General features: G+C 46.5%; 24 protein-coding genes. 11 read left to right on the forward strand and 13 right to left on the reverse strand.

The genetic code is table 11. The features are described 5' to 3' along the window. Window positions 1–107 precede the first annotated feature (107 nt). Window positions 108–941 (forward strand): phosphatidate cytidylyltransferase, encoded by an 834-nt coding sequence (locus DWU89_RS11935; RefSeq protein WP_115499871.1) that lies wholly within the window; start codon window positions 108–110, stop codon window positions 939–941. Here the strand turns inward: DWU89_RS11935 and porT are convergent. Continuing rightward, window positions 928–1,662 carry a type IX secretion/gliding motility protein PorT/SprT gene (gene porT, locus DWU89_RS11940; RefSeq protein ID WP_115499872.1) on the reverse strand — a complete coding sequence of 245 codons (735 nt, stop codon included), beginning with the start codon at window positions 1,660–1,662 and terminating at the stop codon, window positions 928–930. The two genes, DWU89_RS11935 and porT, sit on opposite strands and share 14 nt — an antisense overlap. Before the next feature lie 154 nt (window positions 1,663–1,816). On the opposite strand from porT, the gene DWU89_RS11945 reads away from it, so the two are divergent. Then, window positions 1,817–1,987: a DUF362 domain-containing protein gene (locus tag DWU89_RS11945; RefSeq protein WP_115499873.1), complete on the forward strand. Its 171-nt coding sequence runs from the start codon at window positions 1,817–1,819 to the stop codon at window positions 1,985–1,987. A 102-nt stretch (window positions 1,988–2,089) separates the two neighbouring features. Here the strand turns inward: DWU89_RS11945 and DWU89_RS11950 are convergent, their stop codons facing one another. Next, window positions 2,090–2,449 (reverse strand): DUF3276 family protein, encoded by a 360-nt coding sequence (locus DWU89_RS11950; RefSeq protein ID WP_115499913.1) that lies wholly within the window; start codon window positions 2,447–2,449, stop codon window positions 2,090–2,092. Between the two features lie 224 nt (window positions 2,450–2,673). Here DWU89_RS11950 and nusB point away from each other — a divergent pair, with 224 nt between their 5' ends. From nusB to DWU89_RS11975, 5 genes are all read left to right on the forward strand, one after another. Further along, window positions 2,674–3,600 (forward strand): transcription antitermination factor NusB, encoded by a 927-nt coding sequence (nusB, locus tag DWU89_RS11955; RefSeq protein WP_115499874.1) that lies wholly within the window; start codon window positions 2,674–2,676, stop codon window positions 3,598–3,600. Window positions 3,601–3,662: 62 nt separating this feature from the next. Further along, window positions 3,663–3,974, forward strand: a complete 312-nt coding sequence (yajC, locus tag DWU89_RS11960) for a preprotein translocase subunit YajC (RefSeq protein ID WP_115499875.1) — start codon at window positions 3,663–3,665, stop codon at window positions 3,972–3,974. Between the two features lie 12 nt (window positions 3,975–3,986). Further along, on the forward strand, window positions 3,987–5,000 hold the full coding sequence (locus tag DWU89_RS11965; RefSeq protein WP_115499876.1) for a CdaR family protein: 1,014 nt from the start codon (window positions 3,987–3,989) through the stop codon (window positions 4,998–5,000). Further along, on the forward strand, window positions 4,993–5,574 hold the full coding sequence (gene coaE, locus DWU89_RS11970) for a dephospho-CoA kinase (RefSeq protein ID WP_115499877.1): 582 nt from the start codon (window positions 4,993–4,995) through the stop codon (window positions 5,572–5,574). Before DWU89_RS11965 ends, coaE begins: the two co-directional genes overlap by 8 nt. 110 nt (window positions 5,575–5,684) lie before the next feature. After that, window positions 5,685–6,119, forward strand: a complete 435-nt coding sequence (locus DWU89_RS11975) for a DUF5606 family protein (RefSeq protein ID WP_115499914.1) — start codon at window positions 5,685–5,687, stop codon at window positions 6,117–6,119. Between the two features lie 335 nt (window positions 6,120–6,454). Here the strand turns inward: DWU89_RS11975 and lon are convergent, their stop codons facing one another. After that, on the reverse strand, window positions 6,455–8,917 hold the full coding sequence (gene lon, locus DWU89_RS11980) for an endopeptidase La (RefSeq protein ID WP_115499915.1): 2,463 nt from the start codon (window positions 8,915–8,917) through the stop codon (window positions 6,455–6,457). A 128-nt stretch (window positions 8,918–9,045) separates the two neighbouring features. On the opposite strand from lon, the gene DWU89_RS11985 reads away from it, so the two are divergent. Then, complete coding sequence (locus tag DWU89_RS11985; RefSeq protein WP_115499878.1) at window positions 9,046–9,762, forward strand: tRNA1(Val) (adenine(37)-N6)-methyltransferase; 717 nt, start codon at window positions 9,046–9,048, stop codon at window positions 9,760–9,762. Here DWU89_RS11985 and DWU89_RS11990 read toward each other — a convergent pair. Then, window positions 9,747–10,718, reverse strand: a complete 972-nt coding sequence (locus DWU89_RS11990) for a diacylglycerol/lipid kinase family protein (RefSeq protein WP_115499879.1) — start codon at window positions 10,716–10,718, stop codon at window positions 9,747–9,749. The two genes, DWU89_RS11985 and DWU89_RS11990, sit on opposite strands and share 16 nt — an antisense overlap. Before the next feature lie 195 nt (window positions 10,719–10,913). On the opposite strand from DWU89_RS11990, the gene spt reads away from it, so the two are divergent. The 3 genes from spt to gldH all read left to right on the forward strand — a co-directional run bounded on the left by spt (window position 10,914) and on the right by gldH (window position 14,213). Further along, window positions 10,914–12,101: a serine palmitoyltransferase gene (spt, locus tag DWU89_RS11995; RefSeq protein ID WP_115499880.1), complete on the forward strand. Its 1,188-nt coding sequence runs from the start codon at window positions 10,914–10,916 to the stop codon at window positions 12,099–12,101. A gap of 152 nt (window positions 12,102–12,253) precedes the next feature. Next, window positions 12,254–13,762, forward strand: coding sequence for a PSP1 domain-containing protein (ricT, locus tag DWU89_RS12000; protein ID WP_115499881.1), 1,509 nt, complete (start codon window positions 12,254–12,256; stop codon window positions 13,760–13,762). Further along, window positions 13,677–14,213 (forward strand): gliding motility lipoprotein GldH, encoded by a 537-nt coding sequence (gene gldH, locus DWU89_RS12005; RefSeq protein WP_167451674.1) that lies wholly within the window; start codon window positions 13,677–13,679, stop codon window positions 14,211–14,213. The genes ricT and gldH overlap by 86 nt, the downstream gene beginning before the upstream one ends. Window positions 14,214–14,215: 2 nt before the next feature. Here gldH and rodA read toward each other — a convergent pair whose 3' ends face one another. The 9 genes from rodA to DWU89_RS12050 form a co-directional block, all read right to left on the reverse strand. Beyond that, window positions 14,216–15,664: a rod shape-determining protein RodA gene (gene rodA / locus DWU89_RS12010; RefSeq protein ID WP_115499882.1), complete on the reverse strand. Its 1,449-nt coding sequence runs from the start codon at window positions 15,662–15,664 to the stop codon at window positions 14,216–14,218. Further along, the gene (gene mrdA, locus DWU89_RS12015) at window positions 15,654–17,528 is read right to left on the reverse strand and encodes a penicillin-binding protein 2 (RefSeq protein WP_115499883.1); all 1,875 of its coding nucleotides are present in this window, start codon (window positions 17,526–17,528) and stop codon (window positions 15,654–15,656) included. The genes rodA and mrdA overlap by 11 nt, the downstream gene beginning before the upstream one ends. Continuing rightward, window positions 17,518–18,036 (reverse strand): rod shape-determining protein MreD, encoded by a 519-nt coding sequence (mreD, locus tag DWU89_RS12020; RefSeq protein WP_115499884.1) that lies wholly within the window; start codon window positions 18,034–18,036, stop codon window positions 17,518–17,520. Before mreD ends, mrdA begins: the two co-directional genes overlap by 11 nt. Further along, on the reverse strand, window positions 18,029–18,883 hold the full coding sequence (gene mreC / locus DWU89_RS12025) for a rod shape-determining protein MreC (protein WP_115499885.1): 855 nt from the start codon (window positions 18,881–18,883) through the stop codon (window positions 18,029–18,031). The genes mreD and mreC overlap by 8 nt, the downstream gene beginning before the upstream one ends. A 107-nt stretch (window positions 18,884–18,990) precedes the next feature. Beyond that, the gene (locus DWU89_RS12030) at window positions 18,991–20,010 is read right to left on the reverse strand and encodes a rod shape-determining protein (protein WP_115499886.1); all 1,020 of its coding nucleotides are present in this window, start codon (window positions 20,008–20,010) and stop codon (window positions 18,991–18,993) included. Between the two features lie 90 nt (window positions 20,011–20,100). Continuing rightward, window positions 20,101–21,624, reverse strand: a complete 1,524-nt coding sequence (gene purH / locus DWU89_RS12035) for a bifunctional phosphoribosylaminoimidazolecarboxamide formyltransferase/IMP cyclohydrolase (protein WP_115499887.1) — start codon at window positions 21,622–21,624, stop codon at window positions 20,101–20,103. Window positions 21,625–21,769: 145 nt separating this feature from the next. Next, window positions 21,770–21,964 (reverse strand): hypothetical protein, encoded by a 195-nt coding sequence (locus DWU89_RS12040; protein WP_115499888.1) that lies wholly within the window; start codon window positions 21,962–21,964, stop codon window positions 21,770–21,772. 94 nt (window positions 21,965–22,058) lie between these two features. Beyond that, window positions 22,059–22,970, reverse strand: a complete 912-nt coding sequence (locus tag DWU89_RS12045) for an outer membrane beta-barrel protein (RefSeq protein ID WP_115499889.1) — start codon at window positions 22,968–22,970, stop codon at window positions 22,059–22,061. A 20-nt stretch (window positions 22,971–22,990) separates the two neighbouring features. After that, entirely contained in the window at window positions 22,991–23,455 is a 465-nt protein-coding gene (locus tag DWU89_RS12050) for a hypothetical protein (RefSeq protein WP_115499890.1), read from the reverse strand. Window positions 23,456–23,460: the final 5 nt, after the last annotated feature.

The following is a 23,460-nucleotide window of genomic DNA, read 5'->3' on the forward strand; positions in this document are numbered from 1 at the left end:
ATCCGTCTTCGGTTTCATGGGCATCCATTTCCGGTTTCATGGGCATGGAATTAATTTATTCCTTATATTTGTACCGATAATAAATCAATAAACAAAACACTACTGCCTTGAGAAATCTGATTATACGAGCGTTAACCGGCATAATATTCGTAGTGGTACTGGTCAGTGCCATTTGCGTCCATCCTATTTTCTTCCTCATTCTCTTTTGTGTCATAACAGGATTAACCCTTTGGGAATTCGGTGGGCTGGTCAAACATTATGAAAATGCGGACCTACAACGGACGATGAACGTAGTGGGCGGCGTCTATCTGTTCATAGCGACTTTCGTCTATGCGAACGGGCTGGCGGACGGAAAAATATTTCTTCCTTACCTGCTTTTCATTATGCTGACGATGATTGCTGAACTTTATTATAAAGCGCCGAACCCGATCAATAACTGGGCATTTACACTGTTTGCCCAAGTATATTGTGCCGGATCTTTTTCCATGTTGAACTTTATCGGGGCGGAACCCGGAACACCCGGCGTCATGAGCTATACGCCGCTTTTCATCATGGCCATTTTTATTTTTGTCTGGCTGGACGACACCGGAGCTTATCTGGTCGGTTCCCTGATCGGAAAAAGAAAATTGTTTGAACGCATCTCCCCTAAAAAGTCATGGGAAGGTTTCTTCGGCGGGTTAATCCTCGTATTGGCTTCTTCACAGGTTTTTGCATGGTATGCACCGGAAATCAGTCGGTATAACTGGCTCGGGCTGGCTGCGACAGTCGTTCTATTCGGGACTTGGGGAGACTTGATCGAATCGTTGCTGAAACGTACGCTCAGTGTGAAAGATTCCGGAAACGTATTGCCGGGTCACGGCGGGATGCTGGACCGTTTCGACAGTGTCATGCTGGCTGTTCCGGCCTGCTACATCTATATCGAACTCTTTATTCGAAATTAAAGGTCAACGTCACCATCCGGGAAGTTGCTTTGGAAAGGGAATTCGGATATTTGATCAATTCCGGGTCCGTCAGGTCGCCCCTGTCTTTTTCCAGCAGGTCGACAAGTCCGAAGCTGAATTTAAGTTCCGGACATAATTTAAAGAACGGAAGATAAATATCACATCCGATACCGAACTCGACACCGAAGTCCGTTCCCTTCAACAGGATCGGGTTTCCTTTTTTACGTCCCAAGTCGAAAGCACCGTAGATACCGCCAATCAGATAAGGCCGGTAGTTATTCACACGAAAAGCGCTATACTTCACATCCAACGGGAAAGTCAGGTAATTGGAACGGACAGATGTGGAATATTGGCTTATCACCGGATTGTCTTCTGTCCCCTCTACTCCTTCCATCTCCGGCCGACGAAACACAAATTTCTTATCACCGAAATGGATTGTCGGCGTAAAGCGCAGGCTGAAATAAGGATTCAGGTACATATCTCCGATCACACCGACACTGAATCCGGGCGAATAGCTCGGAATCTCGGCATACCAGGTTTCACCATCCGTGGCGACACCGGTATTGGTCAATATCAAATCCTGTGCATGAATACCCACATGAAAGCCCAAATGGAACCACTTCAAATCCGCATAGGGCTGGTTCTTTACCTTTTCTTTCTGCCCCATCACAGTGGTAACAGTTAGAAAGAATACACATATAATAAATAGTAGACGTCTCAATTCTTTTCGTAATTTTGAATTATAACGGGAAAGAACCCGACTTATTGCAAAAATGCATTTATTTCGACAAAATAAAGGGGCAGATCTTTTTTTAATACAAAGAAAGCTCTATTTTTGCACGAACTAATAGTTATCAATTTAAACGTTTAAAAAAATGGCTTACGTAATTAGTGACGATTGTATCGCTTGCGGTACTTGTATTGACGAATGTCCGGTAGGAGCAATTTCAGAAGGTGATAAATATCATATCGACCCTGAAATGTGTACTGATTGTGGAACTTGCGCAGATGCTTGTCCTACTGAAGCAATCCATCCGGAAGCATAAACCGCAACAAAATAGGCTTCCTTTTACAGGGCCTATAAAGATAACGGGCTGTTTCCTTCCGGAACAGCCCGTTATTATTTTACTCCATTTTCCCCAATTCCGTCAGAAATCGATATCCAGCTTTATTTCATCTGACTCATCAGCCAGCTGGTCGTTATCCGACACTTCTACCGGGCTTCCTCCCGCCCTGCATTGTTTAATGTAATTGATTACATCATTCATTCCATCCATGAACTTATCAAAGTCCTCTTTGTACAGGAAAATCTTATGTTTTTCAAAAGAGACCTGAGTACCGACCTTCGGCTGCACCTTCTTACTTTCCGTCACAGCCAGGAATAAATCGTCTTTCAGATTCTTCTTTACATCCAGATAATAGATTCTTTTTCCTGCTTTAATGGTTTTAGAGTATAAAATCTCTTTGTCACCACCTTCAACCTGCATTTTCTTCACCGAGTCTTCCATTATAGCAAACATTCGTTAAACACCCACCCATTTATCATAACTTGCTTCAAATATGTGCATTTTTTTTTAAACAACAACTATTTTAACGCATCAAAATGCACATAAAAAATCAAGTTCTTACAAAATAATCGCGAATGCGTATAAAATTAAGCGAAGCAAAGAGCTTTTATCAAAAGAATGACTAACTTTGCAGCCTAATTTATAACAAGTAGTTCCTTCAAACGATGATCAACAGAATTTTAATCCGCATTAAAGTTTTACAGATAGTATATTCTTACTATCAAAATGGAAACAACGACCTCAAAGTAGCGGAAAACGAATTGCTTTTCAGTCTTAGAAAGTCTTATGACTTATATCATTATTTCCTTCTTCTAATTGTCGCTGTAACTAATCTGCAAAAACGCATCCTGGACGTCCGTAAGAACAAATACATGCCGACAGATGCGGAACTGAATCCGAACACCCGTCTGGTAGACAATCGTTTCGCGGCTCAGATCGCAGAAAACGAAGCCTTGCAGAAGTATGTGGCCGAACAGGGAATCTCATGGGATAACGACGAAGACTTCATCCGGATGGTGCTCGATCTGATCCTTTCGTCCGAACAGTACAGCGAATATCTGAACAACGAGAACGATTCATACGAAACAGACAAGGAGTTCTGGCGTACCGTGTTCAAGAAACTGATCTGCGGCAACGAAACCATCGACGATTACCTGCAAGACAAAAGCATCTACTGGAATGACGATATCTCCATCATCGAAACATTCACGTTGAAAACGATCAAGCAATTCGATGAAAAGGTCGGAAGCAAACAAAAACTGTTGCCGATGTTCAAGGATCTCGAAGACCAGTCGTTCGCCATCAAACTGTTCCGCCAATCACTGATGAACGGCAGCCAATACCGCGAACGCATCAACAGACACATGAAGAACTGGGAAACCGAACGTATCGCCAATATGGACCTCATTATCATGCAGGTCGCACTGGCCGAAATCATGACATTCCCGTCGATCCCCATCAATGTGACACTGAACGAGTATATCGACACCGCAAAATACTACAGCACACCCAAAAGCGGCACGTTTATCAACGGCATCCTGGATTCTGTAGTCAGCGAGTTAAAAAAAGAAAAGTTATTGCTCAAAGATTAATTATTATCCTTACATTTGTGACAGTATCGAATTGATATTAACTTATTAATGTTTATAGTTATATGAGCTTACTTACTATTTTACTCCAGGCAGCTGCTGGAGGTCAGCAGTGGTCTGGTATTTTGATGATGGTTGTCATTGTTGCGATCTTCTATTTCTTCATGATCCGTCCGCAGCAAAAGAAACAAAAAGAAATTCAGAAAGCCCGCGAAGCATTGAAAGCGGGAGACAAAGTGATCACGGCCGGAGGTATCTACGGAAAGATTAAAGAAATCGGTGACACATATATGTTAATTGAAATTTCTGATGGTGTACGCATCCGTGTAGACAAAACTTCTGTTTTTGCATCTGCAGAAGACGCACAGCAAAAATAAACAACGGGACCTATGTCACGACTTGGACAAATAAATCAAACATTCAAGTCTATCCGGATAGAGATTAAGGCTTTTCTTCACCGACAGAAGTGGAAAGAAGCCTTGATCTTTTTCTTTTTTGTACTGCTTGCATTAGGTTTCTGGCTACTCCAAAGCTTGCAGCAAGAGTATGAAATAGACATCAACATTCCGGTCAAATACAAGAATGTACCGCCTGACATCTCTTTTACGGAAACGCCGCCTGAAGCCATTACCGTAAAAGTGAAAGATAAGGGGAGTGTGTTGCTAAACTACTCCTTCGGACGGTCGTTTGCCCCGATCGAAGCGAACATGAAAGATCAACCGGAAAAGACCGGAAAACTGGTCATCAACCGGAAAAGCATCGAGAGTGACATAAAGAAACAACTGATCGCCACCACTTCACTGGTCAGTTTCGAACCTCAACAGATCGAGGTGGCTTACAGCAAACGTATCAAAAAGGACATACCGGTCGTATTCAACGGAACGATCCGGACAAATGCGGGCTTCAAGATATCCGGCGATATTACCATTACGCCCCATAACATCAGTGTCTATGCCAGTGACGTCGTGCTGGATACTTTGAAAGAAGTCAAAACGGTCTTTACCGATATCAAGAAAGGAAATAAGACCATCACACGCAACGTCCAGCTACAAAAAATAGACGGTACGACATTCGATCCGGCAAGTGTATCCGTGACTGTTCCAATAGAGGAATATACGGAAAAGACACTGGAAATCCCGGTTATCTGTACCGACTTGCCTCCCCATTATACGTTACGCACATTCCCGTCTGTCGTAAAGGTAAGCTGCAGTGTGCCTCTTTCCCGTTTCAAGAATGTCTCGGCCGATGATTTCGAGATACGTATCTCCTTTGCGGACCTGGAACAAAACGTCTCCGGCACCCTGCCTCTCAAGCTGAATAAGAAACCGGCAGGAGTGGACATTGCCACGATTGCCCCCGACCGGATCGAATTTATACTGGAACAGACCAAATCAAATGATTAAGATCGGAATCACAGGAGGGATAGGAAGCGGTAAATCGGTTATCGCTTCACTGCTGGAATTGTCAGGAGTACCGGTTTACATTGCCGATACGGAGAGCAAGCAACTGACAGAGACATCCCCTGTCATACGCGAAAAGCTGACCGCCCTGTTCGGCGAAACACTTTATACCGCCGAAGGACTGGATAAAAAGCAACTTGCATCCCATATATTCGGCAATCCCGAACGACTGAAAGAGGTAAACGCCATTATCCATCCGGAGGTAAACCGCCATTTCCAAGCCTGGGCGGATAAGCAGGACACACCGCTATGCGCGATCGAGTCGGCCATCCTTTTCGAATCGGGCTTCAACCGGGTCGTAGACGTAAGCCTGATGGTGTATGCCCCGATGGAAGTGCGCATCCGGCGGGTGCTGGAACGCGATGCCGCGTCGCGTGAAGAGGTCATACGCCGTATCGGCAGCCAATTACCGGACGAGGTGAAAAAAGAGAAATCGGACTACGTAATCTTCAACGACGGCAAGCAGGCATTACTTCCGCAGGTGACTGCCTTTCTGGAAAAACTGCGTTCCCGATAGTGAATAATCATTAGAAACAAGAAAATATGCTCAAAACTGCCGGATATTCCCGTCAGTTATACTACATTTGCAGCACGAAAGTTAAACACTATTTAGAAAAACGAAGTATTATGTTGAAGACGATTTTGTCTATCTCGGGTAAACCGGGATTGTTTAAATTGGTTTCCCATGGGAAAAACATGCTGATTGTTGAGTCGTTAGCAGACAAGAAAAGAGTTCCTGCATACGCAAAAGATAAAGTAATCTCATTAGGAGACATCGCGATTTACACCGATGACGCCGAAGTGCCTTTGCATGAAGTGCTGACCAGTGTCAAGAATAAGGAAAACGGAGAGAAAGCCTCTATCCCCACCTCCGCTAAACCGGACGAACTGCGTGCCTATTTCGCAGAAGTTCTTCCGACCTTCGACCGCGAACGCGTTTATCCGAGCGACATCAAGAAACTGATCTCCTGGTATAACATCCTGATCGGTGCCGGCATCACCGACTTCACCCCGGAAGAACCGGCTGCAGAAGAAACTCCGGCAGAAGAGACAAAAGAATAAGTCAGGTTAAACTGAACCATATAACAAAGAGGCGTATCGGATTCCGGTATGCCTCTTTGTGTATTCTACAAGCAACCCTATTAAAGGGATTAAATGAGGAATAGGCTTTGCCTCTAAGCTCTAAAAAGAGAGCCTGCAGCATGGGGCTATTGTGCCGTAAAGGAAGGAATAACCCGGCAGATAGAATGAATGATGCGGAATGTGCGCCTCTCCATACCTACCCGCTATTCATGTCACAGCCGTGAAACAAAAGAAATCCAACCGTAACATAGAAGGAAGACAGTTGTGACATGGAAAGAATACAGCCGTAACATGCAATATAGGACCGGTATTTATCAGAACAGCGGATTCGCCACCTTCTCTTTCAACAAAGCCAGGTCAACCACTTGACGGATGTCTTCCACATAATGGAAAGTCAGGCCTTTCAGGTAATCAGGCTTGATCTCGTCGATATCCTTTTGGTTTTCCTTACAGAGGATCAGTTCTTTGATACCTGCACGTTTGGCAGCCAGAATCTTTTCCTTGATACCGCCTACCGGAAGCACCTTGCCACGCAACGTGATCTCGCCGGTCATAGCCAGGTTACTGCGTACTTTACGTTGCGTAAAGGCAGACACCAACGAAGTGACCATCGTAATACCGGCGCTCGGACCGTCTTTCGGAATAGCTCCTTCGGGCACGTGAACATGGACATTCCAGTTTTCAAACATTTCTTCGTTGATATCGAACAGTCCGGCATGCGAATGAATATACTCGAGTGCCAACATGGCAGATTCTTTCATCACATCTCCTAAATTACCTGTCAAAGTGAGCTTCGAACCCTTTCCCTTGCTCAAGCTGGATTCAACGAACAGGATCTCGCCACCGACAGCCGTCCAGGCAAGACCGGTCACTACACCGGCATAATCATTACCCTGGTATTTATCGCGGGTGTATTCGACAGCCCCTAAATATTCATGCAAATCTTCCGGACGGATCTGTGCCGGGAGCGACTCGTCTCCCGCCAGCTTGCGGGCCAGCTTGCGCATGATCTTGGCAATTTTCTTATCCAACTCGCGCACACCGCTTTCGCGGGTATAAGACTCGATTATAGCCTGCAAAGTCTTTTTCGGGAACTTCACTTTACCCTTCGGCAAGCCGTGAATCTCCAACTGCTTCGGAACCAGATGGCGGGCTGCAATCTCGACTTTTTCCTCCATGATGTAACCGCTCACCTCGATCAGTTCCATACGATCCAGCAACGGCTGGGAAATCGTATTCAGATTATTGGCGGTCGCGATAAACATAACCTTGCTCAGGTCGTAGTCTATATCTAAATAGTTATCGTGGAATGCGTTGTTCTGTTCCGGGTCCAACACCTCGAGCAAAGCAGAGGCAGGGTCACCCTTGAAGTCGTTCGTCACCTTATCGATCTCGTCAAGGATAAAGACAGGATTGGATGTTCCGGCTTTTTGCAGGTTCTGGATGATACGTCCCGACATCGCACCGATATAGGTACGACGGTGGCCGCGTATCTCCGCCTCATCGTGCAGGCCACCCAATGAAACCCGGACATACTTACGGTGCAATGCTTCCGCAATGGATTTTCCGAGCGAAGTCTTACCGACTCCCGGAGGGCCATACAGGCAGATGATGGGCGATTTCATATCTCCCTTCAGCTTCAACACAGCTAAGTGTTCGATGATACGTTCCTTCACCTTCTCCAGTCCGTAATGATCGCGGTCCAACACCTTCTGGGCATGAGCCAGATTGAAGTTATCCTTGCTGAACTCGTTCCAGGGCAGGTTGATGATTGTCTGTACATATTGTGTCTGTATAGAGAAATCCGGCGATTGCGGATGCAGGCGTTCCAGTTTGCGCACCTCTTTCTCGAAAGCTTCGGCTACGACAGGCGACCATTTCTTTTTTGCCGCCTTCTCGCGCAGTTCCTTTATCTCCAGTTCGTTGATATTGCCGCCCAGTTCTTCCTGGATCGTCTTGATCTGCTGCTGGAGAAAGTATTCCTTTTGTTGCTGGTTGATGTCCTCGTGCGTTTTCATCTGGATGGAGTTTTTCAATTCCACCAACTGATATTCGCGGTTCAGGATGAACAGAAGGCGGTACGCCCGATCCTTCAGATTGCCGATCAACAGCAATTCCTGTTTTTCAGCCGATCCGCTGGGGATATTGCTACAGGAGAAATTAATCAGGTAAAGGACATTCTTATTATTCTTTATTGAAAAGATCAAATCGCGGGGAGGTTCGGAAACAGCTCCGAGCATCTTGATTGTCAAGTCTTTGATTGTTGAAATAAGCGCTTCAAATTCCCGGTCGGATTTATCCGGCATAACGTCTTCCTGCAACTTGATTTTCCCGATCAGATAAGGATCGGTAGCAGAGAGTTCTTGCAGTTCGAACCGTTTTTTACCTTGCAGGATTACAGTCGTCGTCCCGTCCGGCATTTCCAGCACGCGGACGATATCGGCAACTACTCCGGTCGGATACAGGTCATCTATTCCCGGATCTTCCGTATTCATATCCTTCTGGCAAACAACACCTATCAGTTTTTTCTTATGGACAGCCTCCTTAATAAGGCGCATAGATTTAGGGCGTCCGATCATAACCGGCATGGCTACGCCAGGAAACAATACCATATTCCGAAGCGGAAGGATTGGCAATTCTTCCCCTACTTTTTCTACTCCCTCAGTAAAGTCTTCATCAACATCACATTCCGTCAGGATAGGCATTACAATACCTATGTTATCATCCAGATCGTTGTAAGACTCCTCGGCAAACATCGTCATTTTATCTCTCTTCATATATTCTTTATCATAGTTGCGGAATATTCTTATCGCCCGCAGTTCTATTTTGTACAATAAACGTGCCAAAGTTACTATTTTTAACTCAAACCGACTACTTTTGCAGTTGAAAGTTGAAATATAAAAACATGCCGAACCCCTATTTTCAATTCAAACAGTTTACCATCCGCCACGATAAGTGCGCGATGAAGGTAGGAACCGACGGTGTTTTGCTCGGCGCATGGGCAGGCACCGAGGGGTGCAACCGTATCTTGGATATCGGTACGGGGACCGGACTGATCGCCCTGATGCTGGCACAACGCAGCAAGGCTGATATCGACGCAATCGACATAGATGCCGAAGCCTGTTTGCAGGCAGAGGAAAATGCGGAAGCCTCTCCCTTTGCCGGACGGATACATGTCATCCATTCCGCACTGGCAGATTTTGCATCCGTAGCCACCCGCAAATATGATCTGATCGTTTCCAATCCCCCTTATTTCGCCGATTCGCTGAAATGTCCGGACGGACAACGCAGCATGGCCCGCCATACGGACACCCTTCCTTTGGATAAGTTGCTGTACGACAGCCGCGCACTGCTTGCCCCCGGAGGACGCCTGGCCCTCATCCTGCCTTACGACCGGAAAGAGTACCTCACGGAGTGCATCCGAAAGGAAAATCTTTTTCCTTCAAAGGAAATTTCAGTTATCCCTGTACCCGGCGCACAACCGAAACGCATCCTGATCGAGCTGACGGCCGAACCATCTGCATCGCTCATGCTGACCGGCCGGTTGACCATCGAAATTGCAAGGCATCAATACACGGACGAATACATCCGGCTGACCAAAGATTTTTATCTGAAGATGTAAGGGAGTTTCTTATCGAAGAAACGGGTTACTTCGCCAAACAAATTCTGTACCTCTGCCGTAAATGAAACAGTTTCGGGCGTCAATACGTTCAATGATTTGGGAAGAATTGATATTTCAATACGGCTGTCCGCCATGATCGGCTCGCCGTCGAGGTGCATGACTCCCGGTTTCTGGCGGATAATCGTCACCTCTTTTCCCGTGAATGTCTTGATTTTGCTGTTACGGTCGATCTGTTTGGTAAACAGTTGGATGGCCAGCGGAGCAATGTCCAGCGGACCAAAAGGAGAAAGGATGGTGATATCCATCTTTCCGTCCTGTATGTTGGCGTGGGGAGCGATAAAGGCATTATTCCCGTATTGGGAAGCATTGCCGCAAGCAACCAGGAAAGCCTTTTCCTTGACTGTCTGGCTGTCGATCTGCAGTTCGTAAGGTTCGGGCTGGTAACTCAGGTATTCTTCTACCGTATTCTTTATATAAGTAAGCGAACCGCGGCGTTTCTCACCGGCAAACTTCTGGCTGACCGCCGCATCGAATCCGACTCCGCAGGTACAGAAAAAGATACGCCCGTTGGCCTTGCAACAGTCGATTGTCGAAATATGTCCTTTTCTGATCAGGTCGATCGCACGGCGCACATCCATCGGAATATGCAATTCGCGTGCCAGGCCGTTGCCCGAACCTTTCGGGATAATTCCCAACACGGCGTCCGAATGGATCATGGCACGGGCAATCTCATTTACAGTCCCGTCGCCCCCGACAGCAATCACGCAATTAACGCCTTTATCGATAGCCTGCCGCGTCAGCTCACTGGCATGACCGGGGTATTCGGTAAAAGAGATTTCCACAGAACAATTCTCCCTCGCGAACGCACGTTCGATCATTTTCGGAATCTTTCTCTTCGAACCGACACCCGAAATCGGGTTTATTATGGCCTGTATACTGATTGATTGTCCCTCCATCCTTGTTGTTACTTATTTTGAAAGGACAAAAATAATGCTTTTGTAAAACTTTTAAAGCATTTCGGCTACTATAAGTTATTTTTTTACTACTTTTGCAGCTGGATTTGCCGAAACATAGATATTTATGTAGGCGGTAAACCTGAGATCTTTTAGAGTAACAACGTAGCGAGAAAATCATTCTCTGTTAATTATAATATGAAACTTTTACAAGAGAAACTATCAAAGTACGATGCACCTCAGCGAGCTATGGCCGCAGGAATTTACCCATACTTCAGAATGATTGAAAGTGATCAGGATACAGAAGTAATGATCAGCGGTAAAAAGGTTCTGATGTTTGGTTCCAATGCCTACTTAGGCTTGACGAATCATCCGAAAGTAAAAGAGGCGGCAATTGATGCCATTAAGAAATATGGTACGGGTTGTGCCGGTTCACGCTTCCTGAACGGAACGTTGGATTTGCACATTCAGTTGGAAAAACGTCTGGCGGAATTTGTCGGAAAAGAAGACGCAATTGTGTATTCTACAGGATTTCAAGTGAATTTAGGTGTTGTTTCCTGCCTGACAGGACGTGAAGACTACATTCTTTGGGATGAACTGGACCACGCATCTATCATTGAAGGACACCGTCTTTCATTCTCCACTAAGCTGAAGTTTAAGCACAACGATATGGATTCGCTGGAAAAGCAACTCCAGAAATGCGAGCCGGACAAGGTAAAACTGATTGTCACCGATGGCGTGTTCAGTATGGAAGGAGATGTTGCCAACCTGCCGGGAATCGTTGAATTAGCAAAGAAATACAATGCAAGCGTCATGGTTGACGAAGCACACGGATTAGGTGTTTTCGGAGATCACGGCCGCGGAACCTGTAACCATTTCGGCGTGACAAACGATGTCGACCTGATCATGGGTACATTCAGTAAATCGTTCGCTTCTATCGGCGGATTCATTGCTGCCGACGAATCGATCATCAACTACCTCCGCCACCACTCCCGTTCTTATATCTTCAGTGCAAGTAATACGCCTGCCGCTACTGCTGCCGCAGATGCCGCACTGGATATCATGTTGAGCGAACCGGAACGCATCCAGCACTTGTGGGATCTGACCCACTACGCATTGGAGGGTTTCCGTAACATGGGTTGTGAAATCGGACATACATCGACTCCAATCATCCCGTTGTTCATCCGTGACAACGACTTGACATTCCTCATCGTTAAGGAATTGTTTGAAGCCGGAGTCTTCGTAAACCCAGTTGTTGCACCGGCAGTTGCTTCGGAAGATACGTTGATCCGCTTCTCGCTGATGGCGACTCATACAAAAGAACAGCTTGATTACGCATTGGAAGCTATTCATAAAGTATTTAAAAGTCACGGTCTGGTCGACTAAAATCAGAGCTGATAATGATATCGGAAAGGGCAAAACGGAGTACTCTGTTTTGCCCTTTCTCTTTATAATTCATGCATCATTTGCTACAAACCAAATATTTTGACTATTTTTGCGTAATTGTACGCGCAATAAACATTATATATACCAGACAAATGGATTTCAAATTAAATACAGGAAGTTGCTGCATGAGTAAAAAAGGATGCAGCAAAATACAAAATAATAAACTGAACACCTACGACTGGCTTTGCGATGTGCCCGATGCGGCAAACGCAACCGATTATGTAGAAGTCCAGTTCAAAAATACCCGCAAAGGGTATTATCTCAACAGTTCTAAAATTCCTCTGGAAAAAGGAGATATAGTCGCAGTCGAAGCCAGTCCCGGACATGACATCGGGACCGTCACACTGACCGGAAAACTGGTTCTTCTCCAGATGAAAAAGAACAATGTCCGTACCGGCGAAGGAAACGAGCCCAAGAAAGTCTATCGCAAAGCCAAACCGACCGACATTGAGAAATACGAGGAGGCAAAGGCTAAGGAACATGCAACTATGATCCGTTCCCGGCAGATTGCCGCCGACCTCGGGCTGAACATGAAAATCGGTGACGTGGAATACCAGGGAGATGGCAATAAGGCGATCTTCTACTACATTGCCGACGAGCGTGTGGACTTCCGCCAGCTGATCAAAGTACTGGCCGAAGCATTCCGGGTGCGTATCGAAATGAAGCAGATCGGTGCCCGCCAGGAAGCCGGACGTATCGGAGGTATCGGACCTTGCGGACGCGAGTTGTGCTGTTCCAGCTGGATGACAAGCTTTGTATCCGTAGCTACCGGTGCTGCACGCTATCAGGACATCTCCATGAACCCGCAGAAGCTGGCCGGACAATGCGCCAAGCTGAAATGCTGTATCAACTACGAAGTGGATGCCTATGTGGAAGCTCAGAAACGCCTGCCTTCCCGTGAAGTGGTGCTGGAAACGAAAGACAATAACTATTATCATTTCAAAACGGATATCTTCAAACGGGAAATCACCTATTCTACGGACAAGTCATTTGCTGCCAACCTGGTTACCATCTCTGCCGACCGTGCTTTCGATGTGATCAATATGAACAAAAAAGGGACGAAACCCGTTACGCTCGAAGCCGACACCAAACCGCAACCGCCTAAACGCGATGCGCAGGATATTCTGGGACAGGATAGTGTCACCCGCTTCGACTCTTCCCTGAAAAAGAAGAAAAAGAAACGGAACGGAAACGGAAACAAGGAAGCTAACGGCAATAGGGATAACCAACCGAAAGATGCAACAGCCGGTAACGAAGGAAACAACAAACCGTCCAACGGAGAAAAGGCTAACAGCAACAACGGCGGCGAAAACAAAAACGGAAACCGCAACAGTAGAAGCGGGAATCGTAACGGGAACCGCGAAAACCGGGAACCACGCGAAAATCGGGAACCCCGGGATAACAACAAGGAACGCAGCAATCGCGACAATAATCGGGAAAACCGGGATAGCAATCGCGAGAACAACCGTAACAGACAGCGTCCTAATCGAGTAAACAACGATAAGCAACCGAATAATGACAAACCTCAGCAACAAGCTAAGCCTGCTGCAAAACCGGAAACTAAACCGGAAAGCAAGCCGGATACGAAGCCAGAAGCTTAAAGGAATCATTGCCGCATTGATTTGTTCCCTGTTCTTTTCCTGCGAGAACGAAGCCTTGTACGACCAATACCAGGCAATCGACAAGACCACGTGGGAAAAGGACAAGGAATATTATTTCACCTTCGAGGTGGAAGATATATCCGTACCTTACGATCTGACGCTGAAAGTAAGGAACAACAATCTGTATCCCTATCAAAACTTATGGATTTTCTGTAACGAAGAACAACCGATCGGTCCGCTCCGCCGCGATACGATCGAATGTGTGCTTGCCGATGAGTTCGGCAAATGGTACGGACATGGTATCTCTTTATATCAAAGCAGTTTCCCCATCCATACGCAATACAAATTCCCGCACGCGGGACAATATACCTTCAGCTTCCGCCAGGGAATGCGCGACGATGCCCTGAAAGGCATACAGGAAATCGGGCTCTCAGTCAGTCCGTCCAAGTAGTACTACCGTTCCCGGCGGGAAGCATCCAAGCGAAGGAAGATAAAGAGAAGAATAGTAAATCCCCAGAGGGAGGAGCCGCCGTAACTGAAAAACGGAAGCGGAATGCCAATTACAGGCGTAAGTCCTGTCACCATGCCTATATTAATCACCAAATGGAAAAAGAAAATAGAGGCGACACTATATCCGTACACCCGGTTAAACGTGGAACTCTGCCGCTCGGCCAATGCTATCAGGCGCAGGATCAGAACGGCAAACAGCAACAAGACGATGGAAGCGCCGACAAATCCCTGTTCCTCTCCCACCGTACAAAAGATAAAGTCAGTATCCTGTTCCGGCACATATTTCAACTTAGTCTGCGTACCGTTCAAGAAACCTTTTCCGGAAAGTCCACCCGAACCGATTGCGATCTTCGACTGGTTTACATTATAACCGGCACCACTCGGATCATCCTCCAAACCCAACGAGACCTTGATACGCACCTGCTGATGAGGCTCCAATATATCCGTAAACACATAGTCCACGGAATACATAAAAGCCAACGATCCTAACGCAAAAACGGCAATCAGGACATAATGCCAGACCCAGTTGCGGACAGACAGGAAAATCAGGTAGCAGGCAATCAGTAAGACCAGCCCCATCGATATCCAGGAATAATCGACCGGCACAAAGAAAGACGCAACATATCCTCCCAGAAAGGCTACTGCCGTCGCAGCCAACATAATCTGCACGGCACGGGTATCTTTTCTCTCCACCTGCACCAGGATAACCGTAATCAGCAGGATCATAGAAGAAACAAGTAATTCGCCCAACGCCGTTGCACCAACCGTTACATCCGAGAATTTCATACTGGTCACAAAGAAAATAACCGCACAAACTCCCGCCAAAAGAATATACCCGGACATTCCCTCCCTGTACAACATAAGAAAGAAAGCCAGATAAACCAGTGCCGAACCAGTTTCCTGCTGTAACAAAATACAAACCATCGGCAGGAAGATCAGTGTCAACACCAGGATAAAGTTTTTGGGCGTAGTTAACTTGAAGCCATACGTATTCATCACTTTGGCTACTGCAAGCGCCGTCGCAAACTTGGCAAACTCCGCCGGTTGCAACCGGATAGGCCCTAAAACGAGCCATGAATGGGAGCCTTTTATATTAGGGGCCAGAAAGATTGTCGCGATCAGCAAGACAATGATAGCCGCATATATCAGATATGCAAATACATCATAAAACTCGCTCTCCAACATCAATATCACAAAGATCAGCCCGAACGACAGCCCCATCCAGATCAACTGGGAGCCGGGGCGGCCCGACGGATCGAACAACCCCACGTTGTCAAACTCATAACTGGCGCCACAGATGCTGAACCAACCGGCCACGATCAGAATCACATACAGCAGGATCGTCCACCAGTCTACTGTCTTCCATATTTCAGTCTTCCTCCTATAATTCACGATTCGGTAAAGATAAAACGTTTGGTGATACTACTGCATTCGACATCGTCTCTTCCAGCAGTTTATTTTCTTCTGATATCTCACCCTTCAGATACTTCTCCATCATCAGCTTGCCGATCGGCACACCGTAAGTAGCGCCGAACCCGCCGTTTTCCACATAGACGCAGATAGCGACTTTCGGATTCTGGTAAGGAGCAAACCCGATAAAGGCCGAATGGTCTTTCCCATGCGGGTTCTCGGCCGTACCGGTCTTACCGCATACTTCAATACCCGGAATGGCTGCACGCGTACAAGTCCCGCCTAAAACAGCATTCCGCATTCCTTCGGCCACAATCTCGTAGTTTCTACGTTCTACCATCGTATGCCGTTTATTAGTATAAAGCGTATCCAAGGGCATATCCTGTATTTCCTTCACGACATGCGGAGTGACAAAATAGCCCCGGTTGGCAATGGTCGCCGCCAGGTTACAGATCTGCAAAGGAGTTGCCAAGACTTCTCCTTGCCCGATTGCGATCGAAATGATCGTACTGGAACTCCAGCGGCTGTAATACTTATCATAGTATTTGCTATTCGGAATAAAGCCTCTTTTCTCACTTGGTAAATCCACACCTAACTGGTATCCGTATCCCATCGAAACCAGATAGTCCTTCCAGACTTCAAAAGCCTCTTCTACATTCGGATAACGTTTCCGACTGTCGATCATATCACGCAAGCCCCAACAGAAAAAGGAGTTACAGGAAGTTGCCAGCGCATACGTCACATTCAAAGGAGAGGCATGACCGTGACAAGCCGGTTTTCCGTTTCTGGAACCTGTATATCCATGTGCACAAGTGTACAGCGTCTCTGTCGTAATCACTCCTTCCTGCAGGAAAGTGAGTGCCTGAGTCGGTTTGAAAGTCGATCCCGGAGGGTATTTCCCCATAATGGCACGGTTCAGCAAAGGCGTATCCGAATTCTTTGCCAGCATCACATGGTTCTTTCCCCGCTGACGCCCAACCAATAAGCTGGGATCGTAGGTCGGAGAAGAAACCATACACAGGACTTCGCCTGTCTCAGGCTCGATCATGACAATACTGCCTCTTTTATTACGCATCAGTTTCTCACCCAATGCCTGCAGTTCCATATCGATGGAAAGTGTCAGGTTCTTTCCGGAAACGGGAGCCACATCGTGCCGTCCCTCTTCATAACGTCCTTTTATACGTCCATGTGCATCCCGTAGCAGAATCTCAACACCCTTAACGCCCCGCAAGACCTTTTCATAGGACTGTTCCACCCCTGAACGTCCGGAGTTATCCCCCTGCACATAATAAGGATCTTTTTCTATATCCCCACGATTCACCTCCCCGATATTCCCTAACAAATGGGCTCCATACGGATACTCATATTCCCGGACTGTCCGGTTCTGGATATAAAAGCCTGGAAATTTATACAGCTTCTCCTGTAAAACGCCACATTCCTGTGCGGAGAGGTGATTCATAAACACCTGCGGCACATAAGAAGAATAACCCGGATTAATCCTCCGGTTCTTGATATCGGCTATACGCTTTTCAAACTGTTCTTTTGTGATACTGAGGATATTGCAGAAGTCAAGCGTGTCGAACGGCTGTATCTCGCGCATAATCAGCATGACTTCATAGGAAGGCTGGTTGTAGACCAGCAGTTTCCCGTTACGGTCATAGATGATACCCCGGGAAGGGTTTAAAGTCTTTTTCAGAAACGCATTACTATCAGCCCATGCTTTATAATCGTTGTTCACTACTTGCAGGAAGAACAGACGGATGATAAAGATGAGAACCAGCAGAACAACGGCGCCGCCAATCACATAGCGCCTGTTCTCAAGTGCATACTTCACGTTATTCTCCACTTTTCTGGGACTCTATATTAAATGCTTCTATCGTACAAATCAATAAAATCGTCGTCACCACACTCGCCCCGATACGAAGCGCCAGGAACAACGGGTCGAAAAACGTCAGCGACTCGATCAGGAACAACGTCACATGATGAATCACTACAAACAAGAGTGTGTAGCGGAAAAAACCGCCATATCCGAATGTCTTATAAGAAGGATAAATTCCTTCCGGCAGATCTTTCCCCATAAACAAGCGGATCAATGGCTCACGGATAAAGCCGGCGAACGTACAAGCTGCCGCATGCATCCCCGGTGTATTGGAGAAAATATCGATAACCAGCCCGATCAGGAATGAAAAAAACACCACATTCGTCCGCGATGTCCCCACCGGCATTTTCAGTATAAAATAAAGGTACAGGAATGGTGTCGCCACACGCAGGAAATGGATGTTGTTCAGGACTAACACCTGTATCAACACCAACACCACGAAATAAAAGAAACCCCGCAGTATATTGTTAATCATTCCTTTTTGCCTCCTGCTCTATATTTTTTTGCTCCGCCTGACGGTAGTTCTTTATAATGCGCACATTGTTCAAAGCCTGGAAATCAGTTGCCAACTCCACTTCAAGCGAATAGAAGTTATCATCATGCTGCTTCTCGAAATCCACCACTTTGCCGACAATTATCCCGGCAGGAAAAACAGCAGAATAACCGCTTGTTACAATCGTATCTCCTTTCTCAAATTCCACATGACGGGGCAATTCGTCGAGGTTGGCAAACCGTGCATTACGCCCGTTCCAGCTCAAAGTTCCGAAATAGCTGCTTCCCAACACCTTGCAGCTCAACCTGAATTTAGGATTCAACAAAGGGATAACTACGGCAAAATGATCGGAAACAGTCGAAACAATCCCGACCACACCCCGTTCCGAAACGACACCCATATCGGGTTCGACGCCATCTTTGCGTCCCCTGTTAACCGTAATATAATTAGACAAATGCGTAACACTGTTGTTCACAACATTCGCCATCACGAAACTATACGGAAAATGCTCGGTCGAATCAGGGGCAAACCCGGAAAATGTCACCGTATCGGCACGCATCATATCCAGTTGGTCCTGCAATTCGAGCAACTCCATTTCAAGCTCCCCGTTACGCTCCAACAACTCCCGGTTTATCTCCCTTAAATTCAAGTAAGAACTGACATAGCCGGAAACAGAAGCAATATGCCCGGTTATTACATTCGCAGAGCTGAACATGATGTTCCGTTGATACGCATTATTCTGATAAACCAGCATCAACGACACAACCTCGAGCAATATGAATAAGAACCAATGCCTCTTTCTGACTAAAAAATCCAGGAGTTTACGCATAATAAATAATGTGCCAATAGACTAATGTGCCAATATGCCAATGGACTAATATGCCCACGGGCTAACCTCAATTGGCATATTGGCACATTGACATATTGGCATATTATTTACCGGATAAGGAAATTAAACTTGTCGATATTCTTCAAGGCAATCCCCGTTCCTCTTGCAACAGCATGCAGAGGATCGTCTGCCACATGGAACTCGATGCCCATCTTATCGCGCAAACGTTTGTCGATACCACGCAGCAAAGCACCGCCACCTGCCAGATAAATACCGTTCTTCACGATATCGGCATACAATTCGGGAGGTGTCTGTTCAAGCGCGCTCAACACAGCTGCTTCGATCTTGGAAATCGATTTGTCCAGGCAATGCGCAATCTCCTGATAGGAAACGGGCACTTTCATCGGAAGAGCCGTCATCTGGTTCGGACCGCAGACTTCAAAGTCTTCCGGTGCATCTTCCAGAATGCTCAAAGCAGAACCGACATTGATCTTGATACGCTCAGCCATACGTTCGCTGACACGTATATTGTGCTGACGGCGCATGTATTCGACAATATCATTAGTCAAGTCATCGCCTGCCATCTTGATAGACTTGTTGGAAACGATACCGCCTAATGAGATCACAGCAATCTCGGTCGTACCGCCGCCTATATCGACAATCATATTCCCTTCGGGAGCCAACACATCCATTCCAACCCCGATAGCAGCAGCCATCGGTTCAAATACCATATAGACTTCACGGCCGCCCGCATGTTCGGCAGAGTCACGTACAGCACGGATTTCGACTTCCGTACTTCCCGACGGAATGCCGATCACCATACGAAGTGAAGGAGCAAACCAGCGTTTACGTCCGCTTGCCATCTTTATCAGTCCGCGCATCATCTGCTCGGCAGCATAGAAATCAGCAATGACACCTTCGCGAAGCGGACGGACCGTACGGATATTCGGATTGGTCTTTTCGTACATTGCGCGTGCCTGGCTTCCTACCGCCAACACCTTTTCCGAACGAGCATCCAGAGCGATCACCGAAGGCTCATCCACTACCATCTTATCATTACAGGTAATAATGGTATTGGCAGTCCCCAGGTCCATTGCCAATTCTTGTGTGAAAGAAAATAATCCCATTTTAATAATGAATCAATTTACCAATATGCCAATGTGCCAACAATAGTACCTCAATCGGCACATTGGCACATTGCCATACTGAATAATTATTTAATGTTTAAAGTGACGGACACCCGTCTTCACCATAGCCAAGCCATGCTCGTTGCAATAATCAACGGACAGCTTGTCGTTAATAGAACCTCCCGGCTGGATAACGGCAGTGATACCGGCCTTATCGGCGATCTCCACACAGTCGGCAAACGGGAAAAATGCATCCGAAGCCATAACGGCGCCCTTCAGATCGAAATTGAATGAAGTAGCCTTCTCAATGGCTTGTTTCAAAGAATCCACACGTGAAGTCTGTCCGATACCGCTTGCGCAAAGTTGTTTGTTCTTTACCAGCGTAATAGCGTTGGACTTGCTGTTCTTCACAATCTTGTTGGCAAACAACAGGTCTTCCACTTCCGGAGCGGTCGGTTTCTTTTCCGTCATCGGCTCCAGATCGGCTTCACTCTGAATGCTAAGGTCTTTCTGCTGCACTAACACACCGTTCAACAACGAACGGAACTGCATCGGGCAGGTCTTGCATTCTTTGCGGACCAATATGATACGATTTTTCTTTTGTTTCAGTACTTCCAGGGCATCGGCATCGTAAGCCGGGGCGATGATCACTTCGAAGAAAATCTGGTTGATTTCTTCTGCCACTTCCTTGTTGACAGTCGTGTTCGTGATCAGGATTCCGCCGAAAGCAGACACGGGGTCGCCGGCAAGAGCCGCCTTCCATGCGTCCACCACGTTACCGCGGGATGCAATACCACAGGCATTGTTATGTTTCAGAATGGCGAACGTCAGTTCGTCAAACTCATCAATCAGGTTAACGGCAGCATCGACATCGAGCAGGTTGTTGTAAGAGATTTCCTTACCATGAACCTGTTCGAACATATCGTTGAACTTGCCATAGAACTTAGCAGCCTGATGCGGGTTTTCACCGTAACGCAGGTGCATCGGAGCGTCTACCGTAGCACGGAAGTGCGAGCCTTCGCAGCCATCGAAGTAGTTAAAGATCGCAGAGTCGTAGCCGGATGAAACAGCGAATGCTTCTTTCGCAAACCATTTACGGTCTTCGATAGAAGTCTCAGCGCCTTTCTCATTCAGCAACTGCATCAACGGCTGATACTGAGCCTTGGATGCAACGATCACGACATCTTTGAAATTTTTCGCAGCGGCACGGATAAGTGAAATACCGCCTATATCTATCTTTTCGATAATTGCCTGTTCTTCCGCACCGGAAGCAACTGTTTCCTCGAACGGGTACAGATCGACAATTACCAGGTCTATTTCAGGAATTTCGTATTGGGCAATCTGAGCCTGATCGCCTTCATTCTCACGACGGTTCAATATACCGCCAAACACTTTCGGGTGAAGAGTCTTCACACGTCCACCCAGGATAGAGGGATAACCTGTCAGGTCCTCTACAGCGTCACACGGGAGTCCCAAATCTTCTATAAACTTCTGAGTACCACCTGTTGACACAAAACTAACACCTTCACGGTGGAGTTTCTTTAAAATTTCGTCTAATCCATCTTTATGGTATACCGATACCAATGCACGCTTAATACGTTTTGTTGCAGCCATCTTCGTTGGGTTTGTTTTAATGTTTTAGAGCACAAAAGTAGGGATTTATTTTCAATATGTATATAAGGTAAGAAAATAATTTCCTACCTTATACTATTAAAGAATGCTATAAAACATAGAGAAAAACGGGCTGACTGCCAAAAGATCATTTTTTATCCGATACCTTCAATGTTTCATCGATGATTTCGTCATCTTCTTTCTGGTCGTCGATCACATCGTCCAGCCCTTTTTCATCATCGGACGGAGATGTGTAATCGTCCGACAAGATTGAATGCGGAGTAAGCGTTTCGTCTTCCAGCTCCGAACTTTCGTCCCATAAAGTTTTCATTATTCCAGCCATAACTATTTGTGTTTTATTTATTAATACAGCAATAAAACATCCCGGAGGAACAATTTGTTGAAAACTTCCGACAGCTTCGTTAAGACGAAACTTTTTAAAGGTGTATCTGTACTCCTAACGAAACGGGATGCACTTTCGGACCTTTGTCTTTTTCAAACAGGCCCATCGGCGAATACTTGGCGTAGAAACCGATGCAGCCGACACCTGCCTGGAACAGGAAATCCATTGTCACCGGACGGATGTTCATGCCCCGATCCATCTTTTTCTTGCGCTTATCGCCATCCGCATCATGGTAAACGATCTTCGAAGAGGAAATTGTTTTAACAACACCTACGACACCGCCCGAAACAAAGAAACGGGGAGACTTGCGGCGATGTTTGGCAGATTGCCATTCTAACAATACAGGAATCGTCAAACTGGTAATATTCAATTTGCTGGCATCATAAACGATACCTTCGGGAGCAGGCACCAACTGCGTCATCCCGTCCACTTCCTGGAAATGCGCATTCATATCCAGCCGGTAACGGCTCCAACGCATACCGGCACCTGTCACAACCGCCCATCTGTAGCGGGAAAACGGGAAACTGAATTCCATAAAGTTCAGATTATATTCCAACGAATTACCGCTGCGAAGTGAAACACCATCTACATCATTAACCCCGTCGCTACCGGAAAAGTTTGCAAAGCCCATGCCGAACCCTGCCCAATGCGGGTCGAAATCCTTATCCCAGGACGGGATCGGGATGTTGATCGACTTGATATGTTTGCGCCGTTCATAGCTCTGCCCGTCGAGATAATGTCCTTCAAAGATCATTTCACCATCTATCGAGTCGCCCTCTTCGGTCAGTTCATACACTTTCACCTTCATCCGGTCGCCGTTCTCCTTCACTTCGATACGCTTGTTATCCAGTTTGATAACAGTGTCGGCAGGCATCAATTCAACATTTGCAGCCAGCAATCCAAGGGCAGGAATGCATGCGGCTATAATCAATAGAAATCTTTTCATATTCTTTATTGTTTATCAGTTTATAATTTCTTTTCTGTGAATAGCAAGGTAATCAGGTCGTCACTGTCCAGTTCACCTTCGATATAGACCAGCGTGATGACACCTTTGGAGTTGACCTTGAACAGGACAAAACGGTTCACATCCGGACTTTTCCCCGGAAGCTGGTAATAAGCGGAAACCACTCCCCCGTCATCCGTCACCTCCTTAATCTTACGGGCACCCTGCTGGTCGGCTTCGAGACACTGGCGGGTAAAACGCAAAGCTTCCGGATCGTTCTTGATCGTAATGCTCTTATAACGTGTCATCCCATACGTTTCCAGCATTTCGTTGGAAAGTTCCACCATCGTGACATTCTTGCTTTTGCCATAGCGTGTAAAGACATCCTGTATCTTCAGGTCCTTCTGCGCTTCGACAGCTCCGGCACCGGCGGGCAGCAGCAACAGGGCTGCCAGCATGATTAATAATGTATATTTCAACTGTTTCATCTTGA

The sequence above is a fragment of the Parabacteroides acidifaciens genome, assembly GCF_003363715.1.
GTDB lineage: Bacteria > Bacteroidota > Bacteroidia > Bacteroidales > Tannerellaceae > Parabacteroides > Parabacteroides acidifaciens.